Source organism: Snodgrassella communis, from assembly GCF_914768045.1.
Lineage (GTDB): Bacteria > Pseudomonadota > Gammaproteobacteria > Burkholderiales > Neisseriaceae > Snodgrassella > Snodgrassella communis.
Genome location: NZ_CAJZCD010000012.1, coordinates 23,510 through 50,112 on the forward strand (window position 1 = coordinate 23,510; position 26,603 = coordinate 50,112).

Sequence of the window (26,603 nt, forward strand, 5' to 3'; positions counted from 1 at the left end):
GTGCACACTTTTGTTTAGTAGTAAATAACGGTACGTATGGATTCACCGGTATGCATCAGCTCAAAAGCCTGATTGATAGCTGATAGTGGTAAGGTATGGGTGATAAATGGTGATAACTCAATTTTGCCCTGCATCGCTTCTTCTACCATACCCGGTAGTTGCGAACGGCCTTTAACTCCACCAAATGCAGAACCTTTCCATACACGGCCGGTAACCAGCTGAAAAGGCCGTGTGCTTATTTCCTGACCGGCGCCTGCTACGCCAATAATAATACTTTGTCCCCAGCCACGGTGTGCGCATTCCAATGCTGCACGCATTACGTCCACATTGCCGATACATTCAAAGCTATGGTCTACGCCCCATTCAGTCAGGCGGATAATGACCTGCTGTATTGGTTCCTGATAATCATGCGGATTGATACATTCGGTGGCACCAAAATGTTTGGCTAGTGCGAATTTGGCCGGATTAGTATCAATTGCAATAATCCGTCCGGCATTAGCCTGTCGCGCACCCTGTACCACGGCCAGCCCGATGCCACCTAGTCCGAATACGGCAACCGTATCGCCAGCCTGTACCTTCGCTGTATTGTGTACTGCACCAATACCGGTAGTTACCCCACAGCCAAGCAGGCACACCTGCTCATGTCTGGCCTCAGGATTGATTTTGGCTAGCGATACTTCCGCCACTACGGTATATTCGCTGAAAGTAGAGCAGCCCATGTAGTGATAAATCGGCTGTCCCTGATAGGAAAAGCGCGTAGTACCGTCCGGCATCAGTCCTTTGCCCTGCGTGGCTCGTACTGCGGTACAGAGGTTGGTTTTTCCTGAAAGGCAGAATAAGCATTTGCCACACTCAGCGGTGTACAGGGGAATAACATGATCTCCCGGTTTGACCGAGGTTACGCCCTCACCAACTTCCACGACAATCCCTGCACCTTCATGACCAAGAATGGCAGGAAATACGCCTTCTGGATCAGCACCCGAGAGCGTGAATGCATCAGTATGGCATACACCGGTATGAGTGATTTTAACCAGTACTTCACCTGCCTTGGGTGGTGCGACATCTACTTCAACAATTTTCAATGCTTCACCTGGGGCGAAAGCAACTGCGGCACGAGATTTCATGATTTATCCTGTTGGCAAATAGTTGGTTTGAGTGAAATGATAGCAGGTAGACGGTTATCATACTTGCTGTAACAGTCTCACATTTATAATTAATCTTCGGCTGCATGTGAGTGTTAAAGGCTTAAGTTGCTGGAATGGTTATTTTATCAATAATAGGTATTGATTAAAAAATCAGTCGGGGGGTTAGAGTAATATCTGGATTTGTATAGTTTGGGTTTTTGTCAGTATTGTGATATATGGTCATTCTTTGTTTAGAATAAAGCAAAATCAATGTTTTTCATTGACTTGAATGTCGCTGACTTTGCGGTGATGATTAAGTAAAATTCGTCCACACTGGCTGGCATATTGGTGGTAATGGCGGGCAGCAGCCAATCAAACCACCGCCAAAATCACCATCGCGGTGAAAATCACTGCCGCAACTGGCTAGAAATCCGAATTGTTGTGCCAGTAAGGCATAGTTCAGACGGTCGTTCTGGCTGGAACGTCCACTGTGTACCTCTATAGCTGTACCACCACAGGCCTTAAAATCACTAAACAGATTGCGACGGGCAGTAGCCGACAGATCATAGCGCATTGGGTGTGCGATTACAGCAATACCACCAGCGTGCCGGATAGCAGCGACAACCTCAGTCAGTTCCGCCCACTGATGTTTGACGCTACAAGATTTACCATCGCCCAGATATTTGCGGAAAGCATCCGCTTTTTTGTTTACATGGCCAGTATTGACTAGAAAATCAGCAATATGGGTTCGTGTCACCATATCTATATTGGTAGCCAGTGCCAGTGTACCTTCATAAGCACCACTAATACCCTTTTTGGCCAGCTTCTCGGCAATGCTCTGTAAACGTTGCAGGCGGCCACTGCGCAGACGCTGGAGCAGGGTTTGCAATCTTTCGTCTTCCAGTGCGATATTCAGGCCAACTATATGAATGGTGCGCCCACGCCAGCTTACTGATACTTCCACGCCATTAATTAAAGTTATTCCTGCTTGCGTTGCCTGTAAACGTGCAGCAGCCACACCACCGGTGTGGTCGTGGTCTGTCAGTGCTAGGAGTGTACAGCCATTGGCTTGCGCTCGCTGTACAATTTCTGCTGGTGTCAGGGCGCCATCGGAAACAGTAGAATGGCAATGTAAGTCGATACTCATGGGTTATTTCCAGCTGTATAAGATGATGTGGCCGGTTGCGTCTGCTGTGCTTGATAGGCGGCTTTTTCGCGGTAATAAACCTGCCAGACACAGGCATCGCCACAATCGTTGTTGCAGCACTCTCCGTCTTCCGGTGGCACGGGCGCAGTTAATAATTCTGGAGTATTCATGCCTGACTATTAATAATGCAGATTTCATTGTCCGCTAGCTGGATACAGTCACCAACAACAATTTTTGCTGTTTTGCGTGTTTCCGGCTGGTGATTGCGCAGTACTTTGCCTTCTGTAATCAGTTGTTTGGCACGTCCGCCGCTTTCTGCCAGTCCGGCCAGTTTAAGTAAATCACATAATGCAATATAAGGATGTCCGGCTAAATCGAATTGCTGTTTCATCTGTTGTGCCTTTAAATAAATGGCTATTGTAGCGATTATCTGCTTCAAGCAGAATATTGTATGCTGGAGTGGCTACGCTAGGCGCATAAAATATGTTATGGTTAAAGCAGAATTTACCGGAGAATTGTTGTGGATACCCTTGACTGGTTACGTCAACTCATTGCTTTTGATACTACTAGCCGTCAGAGTAATTTGGCCTTGATTAATCATGTGGCCAGTTATCTAGAAAGCAGGAAACTGTCGCCATGGCTGGCACATAATGTAAGCGGCGACAAAGCTAATTTGTTTGTAACCATTGCTGCATCTGACGGTAGTACCTCAGGCGGGCTGGTGTTTTCTGGTCATACTGATGTAGTGCCGGTAGACGGACAAGACTGGCTTTCTGATCCGTTTGTGGCTGATGTGCGTGATGGTTGTGTTTATGGTCGCGGTAGCAGTGACATGAAAGGTTTTATTGCCAGTGTGCTCGCCGCGGTTCCGGCCATGCAGGCAGCCAGATTGAAAAGGCCATTACATATCGCCTTGTCTTTTGATGAAGAAATTGGCTGTCTCGGTGCGCCGATTATGTTGGCGGAGCTGGAGAAGCGGGGTTTGCAGCCACAATCTTGTATTGTGGGTGAACCCACATCTATGCAGATGGTGGTGGCTCACAAAGGTATCCATACGTTCTGTTGTGAAGTACACGGTAAGAATGCCCATTCTTCGCTTACACCTAATGGCGTGAATGCAATTGAGTATGCTGCTCGCCTGATTGTATTTATCAACCAGTTGGCGCAACAGTTACAGCAGCGGGCTGATTTAGATCATGCTTTTGATGTACCGTTTGCTACAGTATCTACTGGCCTGATTCGGGGTGGTACGGCCATCAATATTGTGCCTGACTACTGTGCTTTTGAATTTGATTACCGCAATCTGCCGCATATGACAGTTGAAGAACTGATTAAACCAGTTGAGCACTATATAACAACTGAGCTCTTGCCAGCCATGCAGGCAGTTGCACCAGAGGCAACAATTAAACTAACGCATAATGTACAGGTACCGGCCTTGAATGATGTGGATAATCAGCAGTTATATGCTTTAATTAACCAACTGGTGGATACGGATCAGCGCGCTAAAGTTGCCTATGTTACCGAAGGTGGACAGTTTCAGAATAGTGGTATCAGTACGGTAGTGTGTGGTCCCGGCAGTATTACAGTGGCACACAAAGCCAATGAATATATTGAACTGGAGCAGCTGAATCGTTGTGACCATTTCTTGCACAGGCTGATTCAGGCGCAAAGTCTGTAACATTTGTATTAAAGCGATACTTTTGATTTGTGCTACATAATAGCATGTTGTTGTTAAAAATATTTTATTAGGTGTATGCTGGCTGTCAATATAATTGAAAACATTAACACTGCGCTACTAAATATACTTGGTGGTTTGATTACTGGCTGATAATAACCGAATAACAGGAAAATCAGATGACAACGAAACGCATTTTGCCTACAGGGATATTGTTATTATCCTTGATGCTATCCAATATGGTTGTACAGGCTAATGAAGTAAATGTATATATGAATGCGATTACGATGAGCTATGCGCGCTTTAATGCGGCGCAAACAGTGGCTGATGCCAGCAAGGCTTTAGCCAGTATGCGTACTGCTGCTGTGGCGGCTCGGGCGCAAAAACCATACGGGCTGACAAACGCTGCGGCGAATAATCTTAAATTACGGCTGTATCAGTCTGAAGTAGATAAGTTAATTGCTGAGATCGATAAAACCAGTAGGCTGGTTAATGCAGGAAAAATGGCGCAGGCCAAAATGGAAGGTAAAAAGATACTGCAATTACGCGATGAAGGGCATGCGGCGATGAAGCGCTGAAATAGCTATAGATTAGGTCTTTGATATATCAAAATGAAAATAATACAGATATAGAATGCAAAAAGCCTGGTTCCGCCCCTTAAAAGCTAAAGAACCAGGAAACATAGACAAACAAAGCGGTAATGGATAATGACCAGAATTAGTGATGCTGTACTGACATTACCCAGAATTCTTTAGGTAAATTCCTTTTTGAAACATTTCTTCACCCCCTTTGCTACACTCAGAAAACTGTAGCGATTAATTCAAAAAATACTAAACTTAATAAATACAATGTTATAAAAACCAATTATGTCATTAACGATTAGGATATTCAATCAGTCATACTGCCAAGTTTAACCGTTAAATAATCAGTTTTTAAGCTAATTCAGTTTATATCTGATAAATGAGTATGTATCAGGTTTAAAAGAATTGTTTTCACGCAGATCAATGTAATAGGACTTCGATGAAGTCTGCGCATTGTTCATTAAAATCATCGAAGGAGGAAACAGGCGTAACATGTACGCTTCCAAATGGCGGCTTCCCGCCACAAAAGTAGTCATAAACACTGCCCTTCCTGATTATTCTAACCAAACCGCTATGCGCTTCCAGACGCATGGGGCGGCAGAAGAATGGCAAGGCTGGAAGACCGTTAATCAGAACCGGCAGGCGTAAAGCCTCCCTGCCATTGTCTACCATGGGAAAGGTATGCCAATGACTTGGTGAACAGAATACAAAACACCACAATATAAAAAATATTAGTGGTTTATCTGTCTGATAAAACAGCCTTCCAGAGCTGGCCGTACTATTTAATACAGCCTGATCATGATACTGGGGGATAATTATATTTGTCAAGAATGAGTTAAATTAATATTTAAATTAGTAATAAATGTAATTATAAAAACAAATATTAAAGTCATTGTAAGTTTAGGGTAAAACTTGTTTTGTCGATGAATTAAGTGGTAGTTATACGGAAATTGTACCATATTATTATATTAATGCAATTTAAATATGCCACATATTTAAAATTGAAATTTGTCTTTGAATTAGCAGAATAGTCGATTTATCAAGCGATTTGGCAGATGTATAGATCCTATGGGCAAGCCTCAAACTCTTTATTTATAATGCTAAGCTAAATTTAGAATATCACTGTGTGAAACTTTGTTATTTATAAGAATTTTAACGTTTAGCTTCCGCTCATTTGTAAATTTGTTGTCTGTACAATCTTTTGCTGGATTGATTAATATAGAACCACGGTATGACTAAATTACCGTGGCACAGTAATTATTATTCAGCCAGCGCGTAAATTTCATCCAGATTGCGCCATTTGCCTTCGGCATCCATGCCATAGCCAAATACATAGCGATTAGGGACATCCAGTCCAACAAAATCGGCCGCAATCGGTTTGTCTTTGCCGATCAGTTTGTTGGCAAAAACGGCTGTAGAACAGCTGGCTGCGCCCATTTCCAGTATTTCTTTTTTCACTGCGGCCAGAGTATGGCCTTCATCGAGAATATCATCCAGTACCAGAATATGGCGTCCTGCTACGGCGTTTTGCGGAGCACGCTGCCACTGATAGCTACCACCCTGAAGTTTGTCACCATAACGTGAAATATGGATGTAATCGAAATCCAGCGGAAAACGCAGCAATGGCAATAATTTGCCGGTAAAAACCACAGCCCCACCCATTACTGGTAATACCAACGGATATTTGTCACTCAGTGCAGCGGTGATGTCCGCTGCCATCTGTTCCAGTCTGGTTTCACAGGTGCTACGGTCAAACAGCAAGTCTGCTTTATCCAGCATTGCCTGAGTTTCGGCGCGTTTGGCAGTTAAATCAATTGTGCTCATTGGCGTTTTCCATGTTTGTCTGCGTAAGGTAAAACTGTTTTGCCACTGTAGGCTGGCCAGTAATATGCACAGGATAGAAGCTGGTGGCGTTGGTTGCAGTTTAATTGAGTAAATTTGTGCTGCTATGGTGATGTTGGCCGCACTAAGGTTAATGAGATTTATTAGTTTTATACAGCTAAAAGATCAATTATCCTCAAATTTACTTGCAAGACGCGTATTTTATGCGATTTCTGGTGGTTGCGGGCAGTCTGCGGATGAGAGATATTGATAACAGTCTGGTTTGTTAATGTAATTTTTCTGGCCAAAATAAGAAAATGCACCGTTGTGATCGGATGGGTGTAGTCAGTCAATCGCAATGGTGCAGAACGCTTGGGTTATGCAGGGCGCAAGTAATGAATTTTCTGGTTGCTGCTGCCACGCCAGACAAGTGAAGGGTCTTTTAGTTTTTCAACAAATTTTCCATCAATCAAGGTATTAATTTGTTTAACAATCTGCATTTGTTCGGATGATAATTCAGTCAGTGTGTAGCCAGTCCACAACCAGATATCTTTACCGATGGTTTCCTGCCGTACTCGTTTAACCAGATGCAGGATGGTATTCAGATTGTGTGGATGTAATGGGTCGCCGCCGGTTAGCGACAGACCCTGACGCACAATGCGGCTGTCGTTGAGGTCGCTGATGATGCGATCTTCCAGTTGTTGGTCGAACGGTTTGCCGGAATCTACACGCCATGTGGTGGCGTTATAGCAGCCGCGGCATTTATGTTCGCAGCCGGCTACAAACAGAGTGCAGCGGGTACCGGGGCCGTTGACTACGTCAACTGGATAATACTGGTGGTAATTCATGTTTACAGCGCGCCACATTGTTGGTTGAGATGTTTGACCCGCCGTTTAACTTCTTCCTGTTTGCCAGCGTTAAATGGGCGTGAATCAGGGCTGCCCAGATAGCCACAGACGCGGCGGGTAACAGATACACGTGCTGGGTCGTGGTTGCCACATTTTGGACAGACAAAGCCTTTGCTGGTACAGGAAAATTCACCACTGAAGCCACAATCGTAGCATTCATCGATGGGCGTGTTGGTGCCGTAATAAGGTACATGGCGATAGCTGTAGTCCCACACGTCTTCTAGTGCCTTGAGGTTGTGTTGCAGATTGGGATACTCACCGTAGCAGATGAAGCCACCACTGGCTATTGTCGGATAAGGTGTCTCAAAGTCGATTTTGTCGTATGGGTTTACTTTTTTCTCTACGTCCAGATGAAAGCTGTTGGTGTAGTAGCCTTTGTCGGTTACACCGCTAATCACACCGAATTCAGCGGTATCAAGACGGCAGAAGCGGTCGCACAGGTTTTCACTTGGGGTGCTGTACAGGCTGAAGCCATAGCCGGTTTCAGCTTTCCACTGGTCGGCAGTAGTGCGCAGTTTCTGCACGATGGCAATGGCTTTCTGGCGTAAGGTTTCGCTATCAAAGACGTGGCAATCGCTGCCATATAGAGCATTGATGGTTTCATGCAGACCAATATAGCCCAGTGAAATAGAGGCACGGCCATTTTTAAATATCTGCGCTACTGAATCATCGGCATTCAGGCGTACGCCACAGGCACCTTCCATATACAGAATCGGTGCAACTCGTGCTTTGACGTTTTCAAAACGGGCAATGCGCGTCATCAGTGCGGTACGGCATAGTTGCAGGCGCTCATCCAGTAGTTGCCAAAAGCGTGCTTCGTCATGTTTGGCTTCAATGGCAATACGCGGCAGGTTGAGGCTGATGACGCCCAGATTGTTACGCCCTTCGTGAATTTGTTCACCATTTTCTTCGTAGACGCCCAGAAAGCTACGGCAGCCCATTGGGGTTTTGAAGGAACCGGTAACCGCTACTACCTGATCATAGTTGAGAATATCGGGATACATGCGTTTGGAAGCACACTCCAGAGCCAGCTGCTTAATGTCGTAGTTAATGTCTTCGGCCTTGTGGTTAATGCCGTCTTTAATGCTAAATACCAGTTTCGGAAAAACTGCTGTTTTGCCGTTTTTGCCCAAGCCGGCCAGACGATTGTGCAAAATAGCGGTTTGTATCAGCCGGCTTTCCCAGCTGGTGCCTAAACCAAAGCCAAAAGTGACAAAGGGTGTCTGACCATTGGCGGTATGCAGGGTGTTAACTTCGTATTCCAGTGATTGGAATGCATCGTAGCATTCTTTTTCAGTACGGTTGCGGGCATAAGCCTCAATATCGGCAATCTGCCATTCTGTTGCAACAGCAAGATGTTTGTTGTAGCTGGCACGAACAAAGGGTGCCAGTACTTCATCGATACGGTTGATGGTGCTGCCACCGTAAATATGGCTGGCTACCTGAGCAATAATTTGCGCAGTAACGGCAGTAGCGGTGGCAATTGATTTGGGTGGCTCGATTTCGGCATTGCCCATTTTGAAACCATTGGTCAGCATGCCGTTCAGGTCAATCAGCATGCAGTTGAACATCGGGAAAAAAGGTGCATAGTCCAAATCGTGGTAATGAATTTCGCCACGTTCATGTGCCAGTACCACGTCGCGTGGCAACAGATGTTGCTGTGCATAGTGTTTGGCTACGATACCGGCGAGTAAGTCGCGCTGGGTGGGAATAACCTTGCTGTCTTTGTTGGCATTTTCATTAAGCAGGCTGAAATTGGTTTGTTCCACCAGTCCCTGAATTTCACGATTGAGACGGCCGCGCGACTCGCGTGCCACATCGCGGGAATGGCGGTACTCAATGTAGGCACGTGCCAATTCTTTATACTGGCCAGCCATTAACTGGTCTTCTACAGCCTGCTGAATATCATGGATATCTACGCATTCGCGGCTGGCAATGATACTGGTAACGCGCGCAGCTACTTGTGCGCAGTAGGCATTATCATCAATGTGTACGGCACTGGCGGCTCGCTGTATGGCATCCTGAATTCGGGCTGCATTAAAGGGTACGCGACAGCCATCTCTTTTAATTACAATGGGTTTCATGCTGATTATCCTTCTGCTACTGCCTGCACTCACAGGTAGCAGTTACTGCTTTGCTATTACGTAATAACAATTTGCCTGATTCGGGTGTTTATATGTGATAAATACTACATTTAGTGTAATAGAACCATTATGGCCTTTTTTTCTACTATATATGGGATTGGCGTAGTGAATAAAGCAGCATTTTTCGCTTTTATTTGACATAGCGCATCAAATAGAATTGACATGGCTATTTTATTTATAAAAATCAAATAATTATGCAAATTAAACCGGAGTGTAAAAAATGGTCATTTCTTGCTGGCAGGCATAGATATCGAATTCTATGGCAATGGTTCCCAGATTCATTAATTTAAAAAATGGGTAGAGGAGATTAATGATCACTAGTCTTTACAGGTGCTTATTCTAAAAAAAGTAACAATGGCGATCATCCTTTCTTTATAGTTAATTTATGTGATATTCATTTGTTTGTTGTTATTGCGGGTGTATTTAACCATATCTTTTGCGTAATAGATAAAGTGGTGCAGACTGTTATCATTAATTTCTTTAATATACGCTACTGCTGCCACTTCAAAACACTGATAGCCATAGAATGAACAATAATCTTGAGAGTTGCCTTGCTGAAATAAATGGCTATCAACATACTTATAACCAGCTTTACGCAATCCATCGTATCATCGCTGTAAGTATCCATCTAAAAAATTTAAGTATCTTTTAACCATATTAAATTTTTTGTGCCTATGGATAGAAATCTTCATCTAATAATTCTTGACGATGTTAATGTCCAAATTCGGACATGCCTTTTTCCCTAGATTCTCAATGAGGCTTATTTTGATTACCATTGGTTTTTAGCTGTCGGCGCTTTTCTTGAATAGTATTACTTATATTGGGTTCACTAAGTTCATGATACTTAGAACGGTGAAAATATAGGGAAGTAACAATCGTGCTAATAAATAGTGACATGATAATTGTTACTATCAAGTGTCCACTGCGCAGGCAATCTGGATTGAAACTGATGCGCGTACTTGCAATCACTAATGCAAATACAGCGATCAGCAGCCAGTAACGATAGTTAATCTGCATAACAGGCTGATTTGATTGAGGCATACACCAAATAAACGCAGCAATGCACAGCAGGCCAGTGACAGAGCTGCCATGCTGTAACAGTTTGTAGACAGGAAGTGGTTGCAAAAATGGCAGTGTGATTTCCTGCTGTAGCCACAGGCTGTGGCTGACAAACCAGCCAGATGGATGGGTGAATGCATCCCAGAATATATGCGATAGGCTGCCAAGAAACAGTGAAAAGACAACAATCAAGTAATGTCGGCAGAAATAGAGTGTCCAGTTAAAAGTCAGATAAACATTAAAGCGGCGCTGTAAACCGGCCGGCAAATGTCGGATTAACGGATTGCGGATAATGAGATGAAAAATAAAAGCCACAGCCAGTCCGGTAAGAATATTGAGTAAACAAATACCGGAACAGGCATGTCCATATACGCCGAACATTCTCATGCGGATATAGTATTCAAAATCTGGTGACATGCTGCCAACAATCAGCCCAGTCATGGAAAACCATTTGCTGTAACGATACAAAGGTAGAATGATGGCCGGATGAGAGAAGGTAAAAGGCATAAGAAAGACACTTTGAAAATAAGTTAATCTGTTAGCAGTTTGAATAACATGTGCTGGCTGTTATTGCGCCCATTCGCGACACAAAACCAGAATATCTGTGCCGAAATTTCTGATTTTACTTTCACCCAATCCATAAATATGATTTAAATCAGCCAGCGTGGTCGGAGGATGCTGCACCAAATCCTGCAAAGTACGGTCGGCAAAAATAGTATAGGCGGGTACATTGTTTTGACTGGCACGCTCTTTGCGCCAGCGGCGCAGGGTTTGCCACAGACGTTCTTCGCGTTCGGTGCGTAGCCAGATATCATTACTGCGGCTGTTATTGGTTTTATCATATTTCAGAGGACGTAACCAAACCTGTTGCTGATTCTTTAATACCGCGCGTGCTTGCTCAGTTAGTTGCAAGGCCTGATTGGCCATATCAACATTCAGGTAGCCGGCAGCAACACATTGCCGTACCACGGTGCGCCATTCTTTTACACTCAGTTCACGACCGATGCCAAAGGTGGATAATTGCTGATGACCATAACGCAGTACCCATTCCGATTCACGGCCGCGTAAAACATCGATCACATAGCCAGTAGCAAAACGTTGCCCCACACGATACACGCAGGAAAGTAGTTTTTGCGCCAGCACAGTACCATCAAACCGACTGGGTGGGTCAATGCAGTTGTCGCAATGGCCACAAGGCTGACTGTCCTCTCCGAAATAGCGTAGCAGCAACTGACGGCGGCAGTCCGCAGTTTCGCAAAATGCCAGCATGGCATCTAACTTTTGTAAATCAATGCGTTTTTGTATTTCATCCCGTTCGGCTAGCTGGATCCGTTCGCGCAGTAATACCCAGTCGTTCAGTCCATAACATAGCCAGCTGGTGGCTGGCAGACCATCACGGCCGGCACGACCCGATTCCTGATAAAAATGTTCAATACTTGCCGGCATATCCAGATGGGCAACAAAACGCACATCTGGCTTGTCTATGCCCATGCCAAATGCCACTGTAGCCACTATGATAATGCCATCTTCTTGCGTAAAACGACGCTGGTTCTGGCTCCGGGTATCCCAATTCAGTCCGGCATGGTAAGGCAGAGCAGTCAGACCATTTTCGCTCAGAAAAGCAGCTATATCTTCCACACGTTTGCGCGACAAGCAGTAAACAATACCGTTTTCACCAGACATCCGGCTGCGGATAAATTGTAGCAATTGTTTTTTACCGTTATTTTTTTCAACAACCTGATAATCTATATTCGGGCGGTTAAAGCTGGAAATAAATACCTGTGCATCTGCTAAATCCAAATAGTGCTGAATATCGGCACGAGTAGCATTATCGGCAGTGGCCGTTAATGCAATTCGCGGTATGTTTGGAAATTCATCTGCCAGCACAGATAATTGTTGATACTCTGGACGAAAATCATGCCCCCACTGACTGACACAATGCGCTTCATCAATTGCAAATAAGCTAATACGGGTATTATGTAAAAACTGTAAAAAACGCGGCATAACCAGCCGTTCCGGAGCCACGTACAATAGCTGCAAATGCTCGGCAGCGATTTCATCCGAGATGCGCTGTACTTCCTCGCCACTGCTACCACCATGCACACAGGCTGCGGCAATGCCATTGATATTTAAAGCTGTAACCTGATCCTGCATCAGCGCAATCAGAGGTGATACCACGATAGCAACACCGTCTCGCATTAATGCTGGAATTTGATAACATAAAGACTTGCCCGCGCCGGTAGGCATCAATACCAGTGCATTATTACCACTGGCTACCGTATCAATAATTTCTGCCTGTTGTCCGCGAAATTCTGGGTAGCCGAAAACATCGTGTAAAATTTGCTCAGCATGGTTCACAATGCACCTGTTACCTCTAACTCTGGAGCAGGTATTGTACTGCAACTTACATTTATTTCCGACCACCTTAATTTGTTGGTGACTAAGGCTATGGAGAATAAAATAACAGGAAAAAAGGCGTAGTTATTTCTCCGAAAATTAAAATAACAAAGTATTAAATAGAATAGGGTTGATGATATTATGGTGTAATTCAAACGGTTTATCACTTTGGTTGAAAATTTTATGAGACACCATACTACATCGATGGATTTTTTTAAAGAATGGCGGTGCAATTCAAGGGCTTATGCTCGTGTTTCGTTATTTTTTGCCTGCATTTTGGGGCTAATAGCATTATTTAGCATTAAATCAGTTGTTATATCTGCTGTATCTGGTATATCTGCTGTTTTTTTGTATTCAAAATTTTTGAGTATAAAACGTCGTATAAAGCAGGTTAGTTTTACTCCTAGTGCTATTTATGTTGAGAAACAGAAAATAGATATTTGCTATTTAAAGTCTATCACTTTCACTAGGTCTATTAATAGGTGGCACAAATTTTTTTTAGTTTATGAATTTAATATGAAATTCTTTGCTAATCCTGAATTAAATGAAGAAATAAATTTCTATATGGAATTTGGTAGCATCTTTTTTTCAAATGCGCATACAGAACGAAATGGTCGTTATGACTATGAAAATCGGTTTATTAATGTGCTGCGGAATTTTGCAAAAAAAAGAAGGGTTAAATTAAAAATGGAAATCTCTTCAGAAATGGATGACGCCTCATAAGTCATGGCGAATTTTATGCAGATGATTCGGGCTATTAATTAAAGACTACTGCTTAATATAAAAGAGAGATTCAGTAAATGTCCACTGTCAGCATTGACCTTGATCATAGAAATTAACAAACATTGAAAAATGCAAAAGTCTTAAGCTGAAGAGGCTAGAATGCTGAATTTCATTAATTTCCAAATAAGATATGCTTAATCAAGAGATATATACAAGTGACTTGAAAGTCACAATTGTCTTCTATTATTAATTAACCAAGGCTAATTAATAATAAGCATTAGATTAATTTAAATGTTTAGTAATATTTGCTATGCTCTGTATCTAACGATTTTAAGGAATAATCATGAAAATCATTTATTTTCGTCATTATGTAACCTGCTTGGCTATTGGTTTCATGCTTTCTGCATGTAATACCACCTCCAATCTTCGAACTGATACCAAGGGAGGTTGGATCAATTTAGGTGTCTCGGCCAGTGGTAATGTCCAGTATGCACTGGATAGTAGCAGCATCAGGCATCAGAATGATTTAGTTACTTTTCGAGACAGAAAAACCATAATCAACCCTAAACAGCAGTATTATAACAATACGCCAGCCTACAAGACAGCAATAAGCACTACCCAGATTGATTGCAAGCGCAAGCAATTCCGGATACTGGACGTTGAATTGCTTGATGCAAAAAATGAGCTGATTCGTCAGGATCATTTCAGTGATTCTGAATTACGACCAATGGGGATTACCAATGGTTCTGCTGCGCAACAGCAATATAAATATGTATGTAGCCATTAAATTAAGACAAGAGGATGAATACCATGAAATCGAAATATAGTCTATGCTTGTTATTGTGCTTGGCAACAAGTGTTTGGGCAGAATCTGCAGCTGAAATTGAATTGCTCAGTGCCCAGAAGGCTTATCAGGCGGCTTTGTCCAGTCAAAGAGCAAGCCAAAACAAAGCACAGCAACTACAAAGTCAGCTTGAATCGGCGCAATTGCAGTTAAAAAATGCACAAGACAATGTCACCCGCTTGCAAAGCGATTTTAATCAAATTGATGTACAACGCCAACAGGCAGATGCAGAGTTACAGGCTGCTGGCACACGTCTGGATGCGGCATGGCAAGCGGTGCATAACCATTAAATGTATGCTTGAATCTGACTGATCTGTCATTTATTGTATTCCAAATGAATAAACTCCAATCTGACAAGAGACATTGATTCGCGTAAAATAACCGTATTTTGCTCAAGCGTTGTTTTGCCTAAAAACAATGCAATGGAATCAGCTACTGTCAAAATGAATTATCCGATTGAATACGATGTAATTGTAGTAGGCGGTGGTCATGCCGGTACAGAGGCAGCACTGGCTGCTGCACGCATGGGTGCAAATACATTATTGCTCACTCATAATATCGAAACGCTGGGACAAATGTCATGCAATCCGTCTATTGGTGGCATTGGCAAAGGTCATCTAGTGCGCGAACTAGATGCGCTGGGAGGGGCAATGGCATTGGCAGCCGATCACAGTGGTATTCAATTTCGGCGTCTGAATGCGTCTAAAGGACCAGCAGTGCGCGCAACACGGGCGCAGGCTGATCGCCTTTTGTATAAAGCCGCCATCCGTTCCATGCTGGAAAAACAGCCGAATCTACAACTATTCCAGCAGCAGGTTGAAGATATTATTGTAGAACATGGTCGTGCCGTTGGCGTGATAACATCAATGGGTGTTTCATTCCGTAGTCGAGCAGTAGTACTGACCGCCGGTACCTTTCTGTCTGGTAAAATTCATATTGGTCTGGAAAACTATGCCGGTGGCCGTGCCGGCGATCCAGCTGCCCTGCGCCTGTCTGCTTGTCTCAAAGAATTGAACTTGCCACAGGGGCGCCTGAAAACCGGAACACCACCGCGGATTGATGGACGCAGCATTGATTTTACCCGGCTAAAAGAACAGCCGGGCGATAGTCCTGTCCCAGTATTTTCTGTGCGTGGCAGTCGTGCTATGCATCCGCAGCAGATTTCCTGCTGGATTACCCATACCAATAGTCATACTCACGACATAATTCGCAGCGGGTTTGACCGCAGCCCGATGTTTACCGGCAAGATTGAAGGGGTTGGACCACGCTACTGTCCATCTATCGAAGACAAAATCAACCGTTTTGCTGATAAAGACAGTCACCAGATATTTCTGGAACCGGAAGGGCTGACAACCCACGAATATTATCCTAATGGTATTTCCACCAGCCTGCCATTTGATATCCAGCTACAACTGGTACATTCCATGCCTGGTCTACAAAATGCACATATCCTGCGCCCCGGATACGCTATTGAGTATGACTACTTCGACCCGCGCAACCTCAAGGCCAGTCTGGAAACCAAAAGTATAGCCGGCCTATTTTTTGCAGGGCAAATTAATGGTACTACCGGTTACGAAGAGGCTGCTGCCCAAGGATTATTGGCCGGAGCCAATGCCGTACTTTATACCCGCGAAGCCGAGCCACTGGTGTTACAGCGTGATCAGGCTTATTTAGGCGTACTGGTCGATGACTTGATTACCAAAGGTGTAACCGAACCGTATCGCATGTTTACCAGTCGTGCTGAATACCGCCTGCAACTGCGTGAAGATAATGCCGATATGCGGCTGACCGGGCTGGGACGGGCAGTAGGGCTGGTGAGTGATGAGCAGTGGCAAATGTTCCAGCAGAAACAGGAAGCAGTAGAGCGCGAACTGCAACGCCTAAGTCATACTTGGTATACCCCACTAAATCTGCCTATGAATGAGCAACAGCGTGTACTGGGACAACCATTAAGCAAGGAATCCAGTCTGCTGGACATGCTACGCCGGCCAAACATCAGCTACGCCAGCTTAATGACTTTACCAAATGCACAGCAGGAAATACTCAATATTGATGCAGCAGAACAGGTAGAAATTCAGGCAAAATATCAAGGCTATATTGCGCGGCAAAACGAAGAAATCAGCCACCGTCAGAATCTGGAAAAACTGAAATTGCCAGCTAGCATTGATTACACCCTAGTGAAAGGCCTTTCTGCTGAAGTACAACAAAAACTGAATCAGTTCCGACCCGAAACAGTAGGGCAGGCCTCACGTATATCCGGCATCACCCCAGCTGCGGTAGCATTATTGATGGTACATCTGAAACGGGGTTTTGAGGGAGCAAAAACAGCATGAGTGACATGAAAACTATGCTGCAACACGGTTTGCAGCAAATGAATATCGACTTAACAGTACCACAGCAATTACAACTGCTGGCCTTTGTAGAATTATTAAAGAAATGGAATAGCACCTATAACCTGACTGCCCTGCGTAACGATCAGGATGTCATCAGCCATCATATTCTGGATAGCCTGACCTTATTGCCTTATATAGAACATGCACGTGGTCTGATTGACGTAGGCAGTGGTGGTGGCATGCCTGGTATACCCGTAGCCATAGCGCGCCCAGATTTGCCCGTAGCTTTGCTGGATGCCAACAGCAAAAAAACCTCATTTTTGCAGCAGGCGGTTATTGAGCTGGGATTAAGCAACGTACAGGTGATTACCGCGCGGGTAGAAGCCATGGTGGGTGAACAGTTCGATGTCATTACCAGTCGTGCTTTTGCCGAATTAAACGACTTTGTCACCATCACCAAACAACTAATGGCAAAAGGTGGTTACTGGGCAGCCATGAAAGGCGTATATCCATATGAAGAAATTGAGCGTCTACCCGAAAATGTAGAATTGGTTCAGGTAGACAAACTCAGCGTTCCTCATCTAGATGCAGAACGCCATATGGTGCTGGTGCGCAAGAAGGACCATGTATGAGTGCACATATTATTGCCGTAGCCAATCAGAAAGGTGGAGTAGGTAAAACTACCACTGTCGTTAATCTGGCTGCTTCACTGGTAGAAAAAAAATTCAGCGTCCTGATTGTTGACCTTGATCCTCAAGGTAATGCCACTACCGGCAGTGGCATTAACAAAGGCAACGTAACCAGCGGTGTTTATGCCGTATTGCTGGGGAATGAAGAAGTTCGTAACGCTATTATGACAGCCCAGCATGGTGGCTTTGATGTACTGCCTGCTAATCGAGCCCTGGCTGGTGCAGAGGTGGAATTGGTGCAGGAACTGGCTCGTGAAATGCGCCTGAAAAATGCCCTTGCACAGATAAATGATCAGTATGACTATATTATTATCGACTGCCCGCCAACATTAACCTTACTTACCATCAATGGTTTAGTAGCAGCGAGACACATCATCGTACCTATGTTATGTGAATATTATGCACTGGAAGGTATTTCCGACCTGATTGCTACTGTGCGTAAAATTCGTCAGGCAATCAACCCACAACTGGATATACTTGGCATTGTTCGTACACTATATGACCCGCGTAGTCTGCTGGCCAAACAAGTGGATGAGCAGCTAAGCACCCACTTTCCAGATAAATTGTTCACTACACCTATTCCGCGTAATATCCGTCTGGCCGAAGCACCCAGTCATGGTATGCCGGCATTGCAATACGACCCACGCGCAACTGGTACTAAAGCTTATCTGGCACTTGCTGACGAGATTTTGGCACGTACAGCAGGTAAATATAAAATCCCTTAGCAACCTAACAACGGCATCAACAAAATAGATAGAATCAACCAACAAATTAAAGAGTAATATATGGTAAAAGCAAAAGGTTTGGGCGCAGGATTAGATGCCTTACTTGGTTCAGGCAGTGACATCACTGGTGGTGATCGTTTAACCAGAGTGGCCATTACCGATATTATTCCCGGGCGTTACCAGCCACGAACACAGATTGATGACGAATCATTGCAGGAACTGGCCGAATCAATACGTGCACAAGGTATTATTCAGCCAGTGATTGTACGTGAAATGGGCTTGCAACAATACGAACTTATTGCCGGTGAGCGACGCTGGCGCGCAGCGCAACTGGCAGAACTGCAAGAAATCCCTGTCGTCGTTAAAAGCATTTCTGATGAAGCTGCGCTGGCAATGGGACTGATTGAAAATATTCAGCGTCAAAACCTCAATCCAATTGAAGAGGCGCAAGGTCTAAAACGTCTGGTAGATGAATTTGGCCTCACCCATGATACAATTGCCAAAGCAGTTGGACGCAGCCGTAGCAGTATTTCCAACACCCTGCGTTTACTTAATCTGCCTCAGCCAGTTCAGGATCTGATGTATAGCCGGCAACTGGAAATGGGGCATGCTCGCGCCTTATTAACCTTGCCGGTTATCCAGCAGATTGACTTGGCGCAAAAAGCAGCACAAAATGGCTGGTCAGTTAGGGAAGTAGAGCGCCGCAGTCAGCAGGCGCAGACCAAACCAGAAACTACTGCTACACGGCATCCAGCCGAAAAAAGTAGCGAAATACAACAGATTGAAGCTGAGCTGGAGCAACGTTTTGCAGTGCCAGTGCAAATACAAAGCAAAAATCAGCGCAGTGGCCGGATTATTCTGCAATTTGATAATCCAGAAACATTAAGTCATATATTACAAACACTGGGGCTGGAATAAATCCACCAAAAAGAGATTTTTTGAGGAAAAACTGTTTAGATAAGTCTTAATTTTGATAGCAATAGCCTTATAAAAACACACAGAAAAATTAATAAACCAGAGGAAATTTATTTAACAAAATTTCACAAAATCACTTGACGATATTGTAACAGTTGATTATATTAGCGCAGCTTACCGTAGCGTTTTTCAGGGTAACAGAATGAAGTCAATCATGTTTTGGCAAACAGTCATGTTGTTTGTCGCAGTTTTTGTGTCTGCATGGTTGTGGAATTATTCTGCTATCTGGTCAGCAGTATTGGGTGGACTGAGTTATCTGATACCTACATTACTGGCGATATTAACCATTATCGCTGCAAAAAAATTACCGGCGCTATTACCTGCAACATTATTAATGGCTGAAATCAGCAAAATTCTCATGATATGCCTGATGATGTTGCTGGTGTATATATGCTATTCTTCTGTTAACTGGTTTGCTTACCTGACAGGACTAATACTGGTCAGTCAGGCTGGATTGTTCACATTTAGAAAAAGATTGTTACTATGAGCGGCACAGAGATGACTCCGGGCGAATATATTAGCCATCACTTAATCAATTACACCCAGAAATCACCAGATTATCAGACAAATATGGTTGATTTCTCGTTTCTTAATCTGGATACCCTATTTTTCTCCATCCTAACTGGTATTATCGCTTTTGCCATTCTGTTTGTGGCAGCGCGACGCATGAAAGTAGGTGTACCCACCCGCTTTCAGGCAGCCATAGAATTACTGATTGAATTTGTAGATGGTATCTGCAAAGATATGGTTCACAATGAAAAGTCCCGTAAAATCATAGCCCCGCTGGGATTGACTGTATTTATGTGGATTTTGTTCATGAATATCATGGATCTGTTGCCAGTGGATCTGTTGCCATGGGCTTGGCAACATACCACAGGCGATCATCATGCCTATCTGCGTGTCGTGCCTACTGCAGACCTCAATACCACCATGGCCATGGCCATTTCCGTTTTGTTTCTATGTATTGTTTATAACATCAAAATCAAAGGTTTGGGTGGTTGGATACATGAATTGTTTAGCGCGCCATTTGGTAATAAGATTTGGTTGTTCATCCCCAACTTTTTAATGAATATCATTGAATTCTTTTCAAAAACCCTCTCGCACGGTATGCGACTGTTCGGTAACATGTATGCGGGTGAAATTTTGTTTATGGTTATTGCCTTGATGGGCGGAGCCTGGGGTATGTCTGGTGCTGCCGGTGTTAGCGATGTAGTTCTCTTCATCCTGCAAATCATTGCTGGTCTGGCCTGGGCTATATTTCATATTCTGGTGATAGCCTTGCAGGCGTATCTCTTTATGGTACTGACCTTTGTTTATCTGGGTCAGGCTCACGATTCCCATTAAGGGTAGTTTATTTGTTGTAGTATTCTTTTCTTTTATTTAAGGAGTGAAGTAAATGGGTGGTTTAATCGCTATCGCTTGTGGTTTGATGATTGGTATTTCTGCCATGGGTGCCTCTATCGGTATTGGTATGCTGGGTGCAAAATACATGGAATCTTCTGCCCGTCAGCCTGAATTAATGAACTCATTGCTGGGTAAATTCTTCATTATCATGGGTATGATTGATGCTGCGTTCATTATCTCCTTGGGCGTATCATTCTTGTACTTCGCCAAAATCGGCGGCTGATAAACTTGGATTTGCTGGTTGTTAACTATTTTAATTAATAAACACAAATTCTAAAGGTTTAATCGTGAATATCAACGCAACCCTAATTGCACAAGTGCTCGTTTTTGTCATGTTTGTGCTATTTACGATGAAATTCGTATGGCCACCCATCGTCAAAGTACTTGATGCCCGTGCCGACAAAATTGCCGAAGGTTTGGCTGCTGCCGAACGTGGAAAAAACGATTTTGCTCAGGCGGAAAAACGTGTTGCTGATATCTTGGCCGAGGGCCGCAGTCAGGTCTCCGAAATGGTGGCCAATGCGGAAAAGCGTGCCGCACAGATTGTTGAAGATGCCAAAACACAGGCATCGGAAGAAGCTGCCCGCATCATAGCTCAGGCAAAATCTGACGTTGAGCAGGAAGCCAATCGAGCCCGTGAAGCACTGCGTCAGCAGGTAGCAGATTTGGTTGTTAAAGGTGCCGAATCTATCCTGCGCAGCGAAGTTAACCCTTCACGTCACGCTGATTTACTAGCGAACCTGAAACAGGAGCTGTAATCCCATGGCTGAGTTCGCAACCATAGCTAGACCATATGCCAAGGCACTATTCAGTCTGGCGCAAGAACAGAATCAGATTGAGTCTTGGTTGGACGAACTAAAAACACTGGCTGAAATTATCCTGCAACCTAAGGTTCAGTTATTGATTGACGAACCGGAATGCGAATACACAGAAAAGGCAAAAGAAATCCTGTCTTTAGTGGATTTTACGCCTGTTGATGAATTGAAAAACTTCATCTTTCTGTTGGCGCAGAACAAACGCTTAACAGTTTTGCCAGAAATTTATACGTTATTCCAAGACTATGCTTTGTCTCTTAACGACATAAAAGAAGCCACCATATATACAGCCTATCCCATTGATAAAATGCAGTTTACGCAAATTGTTGTGGATCTGGAAGCCCATTTCAACAGTCGGTTGAGAGCACATCAGGTGGTTGCCCCAGAATTGATTGGTGGCATAAAGGTAGAAGTTGGTGACCGAGTATTGGATTTGTCGGTGCAAGGTAAATTAAATAGCCTGCATACGGCATTGATGAATTAGGAGAGTTTTCATGCAGCTTAATCCTGCTGAAATTAGCGATTTGATTAAAGCCAAAATCGCAAACCTGAACGTAGATACAGAATTACGTACACGTGGTACCGTAATGTCTGTAACTGACGGGATTGTGCGCGTTCATGGCTTGTCAGACGTGATGCAAGGTGAAATGCTCGAGTTTCCCGGCAATACATTTGGTCTCGCCATGAACCTAGAGCGCGATTCTGTAGGTGCCGTGATTCTGGGCGAATCCGAACATATTAAAGAAGGTGATGAAGTAACCTGTACCGGTCGTATTCTGGAAGTGCCGGTAGGTCGTGAGCTGGTAGGCCGAGTGGTTGATGCACTGGGTCGCCCGATTGACGGCAAAGGTCCAATTAATGCCTCACACACAGCTCCGGTAGAAAAAATAGCTCCAGGTGTGATTGCTCGACAGTCTGTGGATCAACCCATGCAAACTGGTTTGAAAGCCATTGATTCAATGGTACCGGTTGGTCGTGGCCAGCGCGAGTTGATTATTGGTGACCGCCAGACAGGAAAAACCGCCGTAGCTTTAGATGCCATTGTTAACCAGAAAGATACCGGCGTAATCTGTATTTATGTAGCAATCGGCCAGAAAGCTTCCTCTATTGCCAGCGTAGTACGCAAATTGGAAGAGCATGGCGCGATGGAGCACACCATCATTGTTGCTGCTACCGCTTCAGAAGCAGCTGCTTTGCAATATATTGCTCCCTATGCTGGTTGCAGTATGGGTGAATTTTTTCGCGATAACGGCGAAGATGCTTTAATTGTCTATGATGATCTGTCTAAACAAGCTGTTGCATACCGTCAGATTTCTTTGTTATTGCGCCGTCCGCCCGGTCGTGAAGCTTATCCGGGTGATGTATTCTATCTGCATTCACGCTTGCTGGAACGTGCTTCCCGCATTAATGCACATGAAGTAGAAGAGTTGACCAAAGGTGCAGTAAAAGGCAAAACAGGTTCATTAACCGCGCTGCCGATTATTGAAACACAGGCTGGTGACGTATCTGCATTCGTACCAACCAACGTGATTTCCATCACTGACGGTCAGATATTCCTCGAAACGGATCTGTTTAACTCTGGTATCCGTCCTGCTATTAATGCCGGTATCTCAGTATCCCGCGTAGGTGGTGCAGCACAGACCAAAGTCATCAAGAAACTGGGTGGTGGTATTCGTCTGGCTCTGGCACAGTATCGCGAACTGGCTGCATTCTCACAGTTTGCTTCTGATCTGGATGAAGCAACCCGCAAACAGCTACGTCATGGTGAAGTAGTGACAGAACTGATGAAACAAAAACAGTTCAGTACACTAAGTACAGGGGAAATGGCTCTGACTTTGTGGGCGATAAACAACGGTTCTTATGATGATGTACCAGTGTCAAATGCATTAGGCTTTGAAGCAGAATTTCTAGGCTATGTGCGTACCCAGTGTCCGAACGTATTGCAAGACATTGATGCAACCGGTGCCTTGAGCGATGATAATGCCAAAGCATTAGACAACGCCATGAAGACCTTCAAATCGTCTTACAGCTTTCAGGCATAAGCGTGTCATTGAAAGGAGTCTGAAATGGCAGTAGGAAAAGAGATTCTCACCAGAATTCGCAGTGTTCAAAATACCCAAAAGATCACCAAAGCGATGCAAATGGTGTCAACCTCCAAAATGCGAAAGACTCAGGAGCGGATGCGCCAGGCGCGTCCGTATGCCGATAAAATTCGTCTGGTGATGAGCCATCTGGCACAAACCCATTCCAGTCATAACATACCTTTATTGCGTAGCACTAATAATAGTAAGCGAGTTGGCTTCATTGTTATTACTACCGATAAAGGCTTGTGTGGTGGTCTGAATGCCAATATCCTGAAAGCATTTTTCAGTAAAGTGCAGGAATGCAATCAGCAAGGTCTGGATGCCGAAGTTGTATGTCTGGGCAGCAAAGGGTTAGCAGCCTGCAACCGAGTGGGTTTGAATGTCATTGCCAGTGCTGTGGGTCTGGGTGATACACCCAGAGTAGCTACATTATTAGGTCCATTAACGGAAATCTTTCAGCGTTATGCCGAAGGTAAACTGGATGCAATTTATCTGGTTTATTCTGGCTTTATCAATACCATGCGTCAGGAACCTCGTTTGGAAACTTTGCTGCCAATCGGGCAGAACGTTCTGGATCAGGTGTCCGAAAGCAAGGAATATGGCTGGGAATACGTGTATGAACCTTCACCACAGCAAGTGTTAGAATTTTTAGTCCGCCGTTATTTAGAGTCTGTGGTTTATCAAGCCTTATCTGAAAACATGGCTGCCGAACAGGCCGCGCGTATGGTAGCAATGAAAGCTGCTACCGATAATGCGAGTAATGCCATTAAAGAATTGCGTCTGGTATATAACAAATCGCGTCAGGCAGCGATTACCACAGAGTTGTCAGAAATTGTGGCTGGCGCTGCTGCCGTTTAAGCAGTGCAAGCCAAATAAACTTAGGATACGATAATGAGCCAAGGCAAAATCGTACAAATCATTGGTGCGGTAGTGGACGTTGAATTCCCACATGATTCCATTCCCAATGTGTATGACGCTCTTAAACTAGTTGATACCGATTTGACTCTCGAAGTTGAGCAGTTACTGGGTGATGGTATCGTACGTACTATTCCGATGGGTACATCTGATGGCCTGAAACGAGGCATGGCCGTAGTCAATACCGGTGCTCCGATTACCGTACCAGTAGGTACGGCTACTTTGGGGCGAATTATGGACGTACTGGGGCATCCTGTTGATGAAGCTGGTGAAATCAATACCAGTACTACCCGTTCCATTCATCAGCAAGCGCCAAAATTTGATGAACTGTCCAGCTCTACCGAATTACTTGAAACTGGTATCAAAGTGATTGACCTGCTGTGCCCGTTTGCCAAAGGTGGTAAAGTTGGTCTCTTCGGTGGTGCCGGCGTTGGTAAAACCGTAAACATGATGGAACTGATTAACAACATTGCCAAAGCGCATAGCGGTTTGTCTGTGTTTGCGGGTGTGGGTGAGCGTACTCGTGAGGGTAATGACTTCTATCACGAGATGAAAGATTCCAACGTACTAGACAAAGTGGCAATGGTATATGGTCAGATGAACGAGCCACCAGGTAATCGTTTACGCGTAGCTTTGACTGGTTTGACCATGGCGGAATACTTCCGTGATGAAAAAGACGAAAATGGTAAAGGTCGCGATGTATTGTTATTCATCGACAATATTTACCGTTATACCTTGGCTGGTACCGAAGTATCAGCATTGTTAGGTCGTATGCCGTCTGCTGTGGGTTATCAGCCAACACTGGCCGAAGAAATGGGTCGTTTGCAAGAGCGTATTGCCTCTACCAAAACGGGTTCAATTACCTCTATTCAGGCTGTATACGTACCTGCGGATGACTTGACAGATCCGTCTCCAGCGACAACATTTGCCCACTTGGATGCTACCGTAGTATTGAGTCGTGATATTGCCTCTTTAGGTATCTATCCGGCTGTGGATCCTCTGGATTCAACCTCACGTCAGCTTGATCCGGCGGTGATTGGTCAGGAACATTACGACGTAGCACGTGGCGTACAGACCACTCTGCAAAAATATAAAGAGCTGAATGATATTATTGCCATTCTGGGTATGGACGAATTGTCTGATGAAGACAAATTGACCGTGAACCGCGCACGTAAAATCCAGCGCTTTTTATCGCAACCTTTCCATGTAGCCGAAGTGTTCACCGGTGCACCGGGTAAATATGTATCCCTGCGTGACACCATTGCCGGCTTTAAAGCAATTCTGAATGGTGAATATGACCACCTGCCAGAACAGGCTTTCTATATGGTAGGTAATATCGAAGAAGCTGCTGAAAAAGCGAAAACCCTAAATTAAGGAGCGCTTGATGAGTACCATGCAAGTGGAAGTGGTGAGTAATGAAGAGAACATCTATTCAGGAGAGGCCAGCTTTGTTGTTGTGCCAACTCTTGAAGGTGAGCTGGGTATTTATCCTCGCCATGAACCCATTATGAGCTTGGTGCGTCCGGGTACCCTGCGTTTGACAGTGCCTAATCAGAAACAAGAGATTCTGGTAGCAGTATCTGGTGGAGTTCTGGAAGTGCAACCGAACAAGCTAACACTTTTAGCAGATGTGGCCGTTCGCAGTGAAGAAATGGATCAGCAACGTGCCGAAGAAGCTAAAAAAATAGCCGAGTCCGGTATCCATGAGGCTAAAGATGATGTTTCTTTAGCTAAGGCGCATGTGGCTTTAGCTGCGGCAATTGCCCAACTGAAAACGCTGGATTATCTGCGCACTCATCGAAAATAAGCATTCATTAAAGCAGTCAGAAAAACTATCCGATTGCTGCAAGAAAATGTTTAAGGCCCGAGTATTACTCGGGCTTTTATAATTTCAATAAATATATAATCAAATGCTGGTACAGAGTAATCATCTAAATAATTTCCAAATTCATAGAAAATTAAAGTTCATCAATATGTGATATCCCCAAAAAAAGAATAGTCTCAAAATTAGATAAAATTTTAGGATTAAAAAACAGTCATCTGAAGAGAAATCGAAAAATAAAAGCGAGAAGTAGTTGACAGGGTTTAGAGCGAGGCGTATAGTTCGCTTTCTTCGCTGATGACGCGATACGAAAGAACTAACCAGTTTAAAGTAGAACGCAGTCAAAAGCAACGCTCTTTAACAGAACAGATTACCGATAAGTGTGAGTGCGATTGAGCCTCACACTGATTCAAAGAGA

General features: G+C 44.2%; 29 protein-coding genes. 18 read left to right on the top strand and 11 right to left on the bottom strand.

Annotation, left to right across the window (positions count from 1 at the left end):
* Positions 1-14: 14 nt before the first annotated feature.
* The 4 genes from MJ761_RS09730 to MJ761_RS09745 form a co-directional block, all read right to left on the bottom strand.
* Positions 15-1,124: an S-(hydroxymethyl)glutathione dehydrogenase/class III alcohol dehydrogenase gene (locus tag MJ761_RS09730; protein WP_093092325.1), complete on the bottom strand. Its 1,110-nt coding sequence runs from the start codon at positions 1,122-1,124 to the stop codon at positions 15-17.
* A 313-nt stretch (positions 1,125-1,437) separates the two neighbouring features.
* Positions 1,438-2,271 carry a PHP domain-containing protein gene (locus MJ761_RS09735; protein ID WP_093092323.1) on the bottom strand — a complete coding sequence of 278 codons (834 nt, stop codon included), beginning with the start codon at positions 2,269-2,271 and terminating at the stop codon, positions 1,438-1,440.
* Entirely contained in the window at positions 2,268-2,441 is a 174-nt protein-coding gene (locus tag MJ761_RS09740; RefSeq protein WP_093092321.1) for an oxidoreductase-like domain-containing protein, read from the bottom strand. The genes MJ761_RS09735 and MJ761_RS09740 overlap by 4 nt, the downstream gene beginning before the upstream one ends.
* Complete coding sequence (locus tag MJ761_RS09745) at positions 2,438-2,662, bottom strand: RNA-binding S4 domain-containing protein (protein WP_093092319.1); 225 nt, start codon at positions 2,660-2,662, stop codon at positions 2,438-2,440. Before MJ761_RS09745 ends, MJ761_RS09740 begins: the two co-directional genes overlap by 4 nt.
* A 129-nt stretch (positions 2,663-2,791) precedes the next feature.
* On the opposite strand from MJ761_RS09745, the gene argE reads away from it, so the two are divergent.
* Both argE and MJ761_RS09755 read left to right on the top strand, forming a co-directional pair.
* Complete coding sequence (argE, locus tag MJ761_RS09750) at positions 2,792-3,949, top strand: acetylornithine deacetylase (protein WP_093092317.1); 1,158 nt, start codon at positions 2,792-2,794, stop codon at positions 3,947-3,949.
* A gap of 176 nt (positions 3,950-4,125) precedes the next feature.
* Positions 4,126-4,524, top strand: a complete 399-nt coding sequence (locus MJ761_RS09755; RefSeq protein WP_093092315.1) for a cytochrome b562 — start codon at positions 4,126-4,128, stop codon at positions 4,522-4,524.
* Positions 4,525-4,947: 423 nt separating this feature from the next.
* On the opposite strand, the gene MJ761_RS09760 is transcribed toward MJ761_RS09755, so the two are convergent.
* The 7 genes from MJ761_RS09760 to recQ all read right to left on the bottom strand — a co-directional run bounded on the left by MJ761_RS09760 (position 4,948) and on the right by recQ (position 12,817).
* A complete protein-coding gene (locus MJ761_RS09760; RefSeq protein ID WP_141683426.1) occupies positions 4,948-5,355 on the bottom strand; it encodes a hypothetical protein in 408 nt (135 codons plus the stop codon).
* A 432-nt stretch (positions 5,356-5,787) separates the two neighbouring features.
* Positions 5,788-6,351 carry a hypoxanthine-guanine phosphoribosyltransferase gene (locus MJ761_RS09765; protein WP_093092313.1) on the bottom strand — a complete coding sequence of 188 codons (564 nt, stop codon included), beginning with the start codon at positions 6,349-6,351 and terminating at the stop codon, positions 5,788-5,790.
* A 374-nt stretch (positions 6,352-6,725) separates the two neighbouring features.
* Positions 6,726-7,196, bottom strand: coding sequence for an anaerobic ribonucleoside-triphosphate reductase-activating protein (gene nrdG / locus MJ761_RS09770; protein WP_093092471.1), 471 nt, complete (start codon positions 7,194-7,196; stop codon positions 6,726-6,728).
* Positions 7,197-7,198: 2 nt separating this feature from the next.
* A complete protein-coding gene (gene nrdD / locus MJ761_RS09775; protein WP_093092311.1) occupies positions 7,199-9,340 on the bottom strand; it encodes an anaerobic ribonucleoside-triphosphate reductase in 2,142 nt (713 codons plus the stop codon).
* A gap of 443 nt (positions 9,341-9,783) precedes the next feature.
* Positions 9,784-9,999 (bottom strand): PoNe immunity protein domain-containing protein, encoded by a 216-nt coding sequence (locus tag MJ761_RS11045; RefSeq protein ID WP_093092309.1) that lies wholly within the window; start codon positions 9,997-9,999, stop codon positions 9,784-9,786.
* Positions 10,000-10,150: 151 nt separating this feature from the next.
* The gene (locus MJ761_RS09780) at positions 10,151-10,966 is read right to left on the bottom strand and encodes a DUF4184 family protein (RefSeq protein ID WP_093092307.1); all 816 of its coding nucleotides are present in this window, start codon (positions 10,964-10,966) and stop codon (positions 10,151-10,153) included.
* A 60-nt stretch (positions 10,967-11,026) separates the two neighbouring features.
* Positions 11,027-12,817 carry a DNA helicase RecQ gene (recQ, locus tag MJ761_RS09785; RefSeq protein WP_338054963.1) on the bottom strand — a complete coding sequence of 597 codons (1,791 nt, stop codon included), beginning with the start codon at positions 12,815-12,817 and terminating at the stop codon, positions 11,027-11,029.
* Between the two features lie 222 nt (positions 12,818-13,039).
* On the opposite strand from recQ, the gene MJ761_RS09790 reads away from it, so the two are divergent.
* The 16 genes from MJ761_RS09790 to MJ761_RS09865 all read left to right on the top strand — a co-directional run bounded on the left by MJ761_RS09790 (position 13,040) and on the right by MJ761_RS09865 (position 26,170).
* Positions 13,040-13,579 (top strand): hypothetical protein, encoded by a 540-nt coding sequence (locus MJ761_RS09790; RefSeq protein ID WP_141683425.1) that lies wholly within the window; start codon positions 13,040-13,042, stop codon positions 13,577-13,579.
* A gap of 343 nt (positions 13,580-13,922) precedes the next feature.
* Positions 13,923-14,366 carry a surface-adhesin E family protein gene (locus MJ761_RS09795; RefSeq protein ID WP_093092303.1) on the top strand — a complete coding sequence of 148 codons (444 nt, stop codon included), beginning with the start codon at positions 13,923-13,925 and terminating at the stop codon, positions 14,364-14,366.
* A 23-nt stretch (positions 14,367-14,389) separates the two neighbouring features.
* Entirely contained in the window at positions 14,390-14,713 is a 324-nt protein-coding gene (locus tag MJ761_RS09800; RefSeq protein ID WP_093092301.1) for an HlyD family secretion protein, read from the top strand.
* A gap of 153 nt (positions 14,714-14,866) precedes the next feature.
* Complete coding sequence (gene mnmG / locus MJ761_RS09805; protein ID WP_093092299.1) at positions 14,867-16,756, top strand: tRNA uridine-5-carboxymethylaminomethyl(34) synthesis enzyme MnmG; 1,890 nt, start codon at positions 14,867-14,869, stop codon at positions 16,754-16,756.
* Positions 16,753-17,388 (top strand): 16S rRNA (guanine(527)-N(7))-methyltransferase RsmG, encoded by a 636-nt coding sequence (gene rsmG / locus MJ761_RS09810; protein ID WP_093092297.1) that lies wholly within the window; start codon positions 16,753-16,755, stop codon positions 17,386-17,388. Before mnmG ends, rsmG begins: the two co-directional genes overlap by 4 nt.
* Positions 17,385-18,170 carry a ParA family protein gene (locus MJ761_RS09815; protein ID WP_093092295.1) on the top strand — a complete coding sequence of 262 codons (786 nt, stop codon included), beginning with the start codon at positions 17,385-17,387 and terminating at the stop codon, positions 18,168-18,170. The genes rsmG and MJ761_RS09815 overlap by 4 nt, the downstream gene beginning before the upstream one ends.
* Before the next feature lie 60 nt (positions 18,171-18,230).
* Positions 18,231-19,088 carry a ParB/RepB/Spo0J family partition protein gene (locus MJ761_RS09820; protein WP_093092293.1) on the top strand — a complete coding sequence of 286 codons (858 nt, stop codon included), beginning with the start codon at positions 18,231-18,233 and terminating at the stop codon, positions 19,086-19,088.
* 199 nt (positions 19,089-19,287) lie between these two features.
* A complete protein-coding gene (locus MJ761_RS09825) occupies positions 19,288-19,632 on the top strand; it encodes an ATP synthase subunit I (protein WP_093092291.1) in 345 nt (114 codons plus the stop codon).
* Positions 19,629-20,489 carry a F0F1 ATP synthase subunit A gene (atpB, locus tag MJ761_RS09830; protein ID WP_093092289.1) on the top strand — a complete coding sequence of 287 codons (861 nt, stop codon included), beginning with the start codon at positions 19,629-19,631 and terminating at the stop codon, positions 20,487-20,489. The genes MJ761_RS09825 and atpB overlap by 4 nt, the downstream gene beginning before the upstream one ends.
* 52 nt (positions 20,490-20,541) lie before the next feature.
* Positions 20,542-20,772, top strand: a complete 231-nt coding sequence (atpE, locus tag MJ761_RS09835) for a F0F1 ATP synthase subunit C (RefSeq protein ID WP_025331627.1) — start codon at positions 20,542-20,544, stop codon at positions 20,770-20,772.
* 64 nt (positions 20,773-20,836) lie between these two features.
* On the top strand, positions 20,837-21,307 hold the full coding sequence (locus tag MJ761_RS09840; RefSeq protein ID WP_037407086.1) for a F0F1 ATP synthase subunit B: 471 nt from the start codon (positions 20,837-20,839) through the stop codon (positions 21,305-21,307).
* A 4-nt stretch (positions 21,308-21,311) separates the two neighbouring features.
* Positions 21,312-21,848: a F0F1 ATP synthase subunit delta gene (locus tag MJ761_RS09845; protein WP_093092287.1), complete on the top strand. Its 537-nt coding sequence runs from the start codon at positions 21,312-21,314 to the stop codon at positions 21,846-21,848.
* A 10-nt stretch (positions 21,849-21,858) separates the two neighbouring features.
* Positions 21,859-23,406: a F0F1 ATP synthase subunit alpha gene (gene atpA, locus MJ761_RS09850; RefSeq protein ID WP_093092285.1), complete on the top strand. Its 1,548-nt coding sequence runs from the start codon at positions 21,859-21,861 to the stop codon at positions 23,404-23,406.
* A gap of 24 nt (positions 23,407-23,430) precedes the next feature.
* Entirely contained in the window at positions 23,431-24,306 is an 876-nt protein-coding gene (atpG, locus tag MJ761_RS09855) for a F0F1 ATP synthase subunit gamma (protein WP_093092283.1), read from the top strand.
* 33 nt (positions 24,307-24,339) lie between these two features.
* Positions 24,340-25,737: a F0F1 ATP synthase subunit beta gene (atpD, locus tag MJ761_RS09860; protein ID WP_093092281.1), complete on the top strand. Its 1,398-nt coding sequence runs from the start codon at positions 24,340-24,342 to the stop codon at positions 25,735-25,737.
* A 10-nt stretch (positions 25,738-25,747) separates the two neighbouring features.
* On the top strand, positions 25,748-26,170 hold the full coding sequence (locus MJ761_RS09865; RefSeq protein WP_037407095.1) for a F0F1 ATP synthase subunit epsilon: 423 nt from the start codon (positions 25,748-25,750) through the stop codon (positions 26,168-26,170).
* The last annotated feature ends 433 nt before the right edge of the window (positions 26,171-26,603 follow it).

Coding starts and splice junctions, on each gene's coding strand:
- nrdD (WP_093092311.1), bottom strand. CDS start 9,340: ATGAAACCCATTGTAATTAAAAGAGATGGCTGTCGCGTACCCTTTAAT.
- MJ761_RS09800 (WP_093092301.1), top strand. CDS start 14,390: ATGAAATCGAAATATAGTCTATGCTTGTTATTGTGCTTGGCAACAAGT.
- MJ761_RS09790 (WP_141683425.1), top strand. CDS start 13,040: ATGAGACACCATACTACATCGATGGATTTTTTTAAAGAATGGCGGTGC.
- MJ761_RS09765 (WP_093092313.1), bottom strand. CDS start 6,351: ATGAGCACAATTGATTTAACTGCCAAACGCGCCGAAACTCAGGCAATG.
- MJ761_RS09735 (WP_093092323.1), bottom strand. CDS start 2,271: ATGAGTATCGACTTACATTGCCATTCTACTGTTTCCGATGGCGCCCTG.
- MJ761_RS09730 (WP_093092325.1), bottom strand. CDS start 1,124: ATGAAATCTCGTGCCGCAGTTGCTTTCGCCCCAGGTGAAGCATTGAAA.
- atpA (WP_093092285.1), top strand. CDS start 21,859: ATGCAGCTTAATCCTGCTGAAATTAGCGATTTGATTAAAGCCAAAATC.
- MJ761_RS09740 (WP_093092321.1), bottom strand. CDS start 2,441: ATGAATACTCCAGAATTATTAACTGCGCCCGTGCCACCGGAAGACGGA.
- MJ761_RS09845 (WP_093092287.1), top strand. CDS start 21,312: ATGGCTGAGTTCGCAACCATAGCTAGACCATATGCCAAGGCACTATTC.
- MJ761_RS09795 (WP_093092303.1), top strand. CDS start 13,923: ATGAAAATCATTTATTTTCGTCATTATGTAACCTGCTTGGCTATTGGT.
- MJ761_RS09755 (WP_093092315.1), top strand. CDS start 4,126: ATGACAACGAAACGCATTTTGCCTACAGGGATATTGTTATTATCCTTG.
- MJ761_RS09865 (WP_037407095.1), top strand. CDS start 25,748: ATGAGTACCATGCAAGTGGAAGTGGTGAGTAATGAAGAGAACATCTAT.
- mnmG (WP_093092299.1), top strand. CDS start 14,867: ATGAATTATCCGATTGAATACGATGTAATTGTAGTAGGCGGTGGTCAT.
- rsmG (WP_093092297.1), top strand. CDS start 16,753: ATGAGTGACATGAAAACTATGCTGCAACACGGTTTGCAGCAAATGAAT.
- nrdG (WP_093092471.1), bottom strand. CDS start 7,196: ATGAATTACCACCAGTATTATCCAGTTGACGTAGTCAACGGCCCCGGT.
- MJ761_RS09825 (WP_093092291.1), top strand. CDS start 19,288: ATGAAGTCAATCATGTTTTGGCAAACAGTCATGTTGTTTGTCGCAGTT.
- MJ761_RS09820 (WP_093092293.1), top strand. CDS start 18,231: ATGGTAAAAGCAAAAGGTTTGGGCGCAGGATTAGATGCCTTACTTGGT.
- atpB (WP_093092289.1), top strand. CDS start 19,629: ATGAGCGGCACAGAGATGACTCCGGGCGAATATATTAGCCATCACTTA.
- MJ761_RS09745 (WP_093092319.1), bottom strand. CDS start 2,662: ATGAAACAGCAATTCGATTTAGCCGGACATCCTTATATTGCATTATGT.
- atpD (WP_093092281.1), top strand. CDS start 24,340: ATGAGCCAAGGCAAAATCGTACAAATCATTGGTGCGGTAGTGGACGTT.
- MJ761_RS09780 (WP_093092307.1), bottom strand. CDS start 10,966: ATGCCTTTTACCTTCTCTCATCCGGCCATCATTCTACCTTTGTATCGT.
- atpG (WP_093092283.1), top strand. CDS start 23,431: ATGGCAGTAGGAAAAGAGATTCTCACCAGAATTCGCAGTGTTCAAAAT.
- atpE (WP_025331627.1), top strand. CDS start 20,542: ATGGGTGGTTTAATCGCTATCGCTTGTGGTTTGATGATTGGTATTTCT.
- MJ761_RS09815 (WP_093092295.1), top strand. CDS start 17,385: ATGAGTGCACATATTATTGCCGTAGCCAATCAGAAAGGTGGAGTAGGT.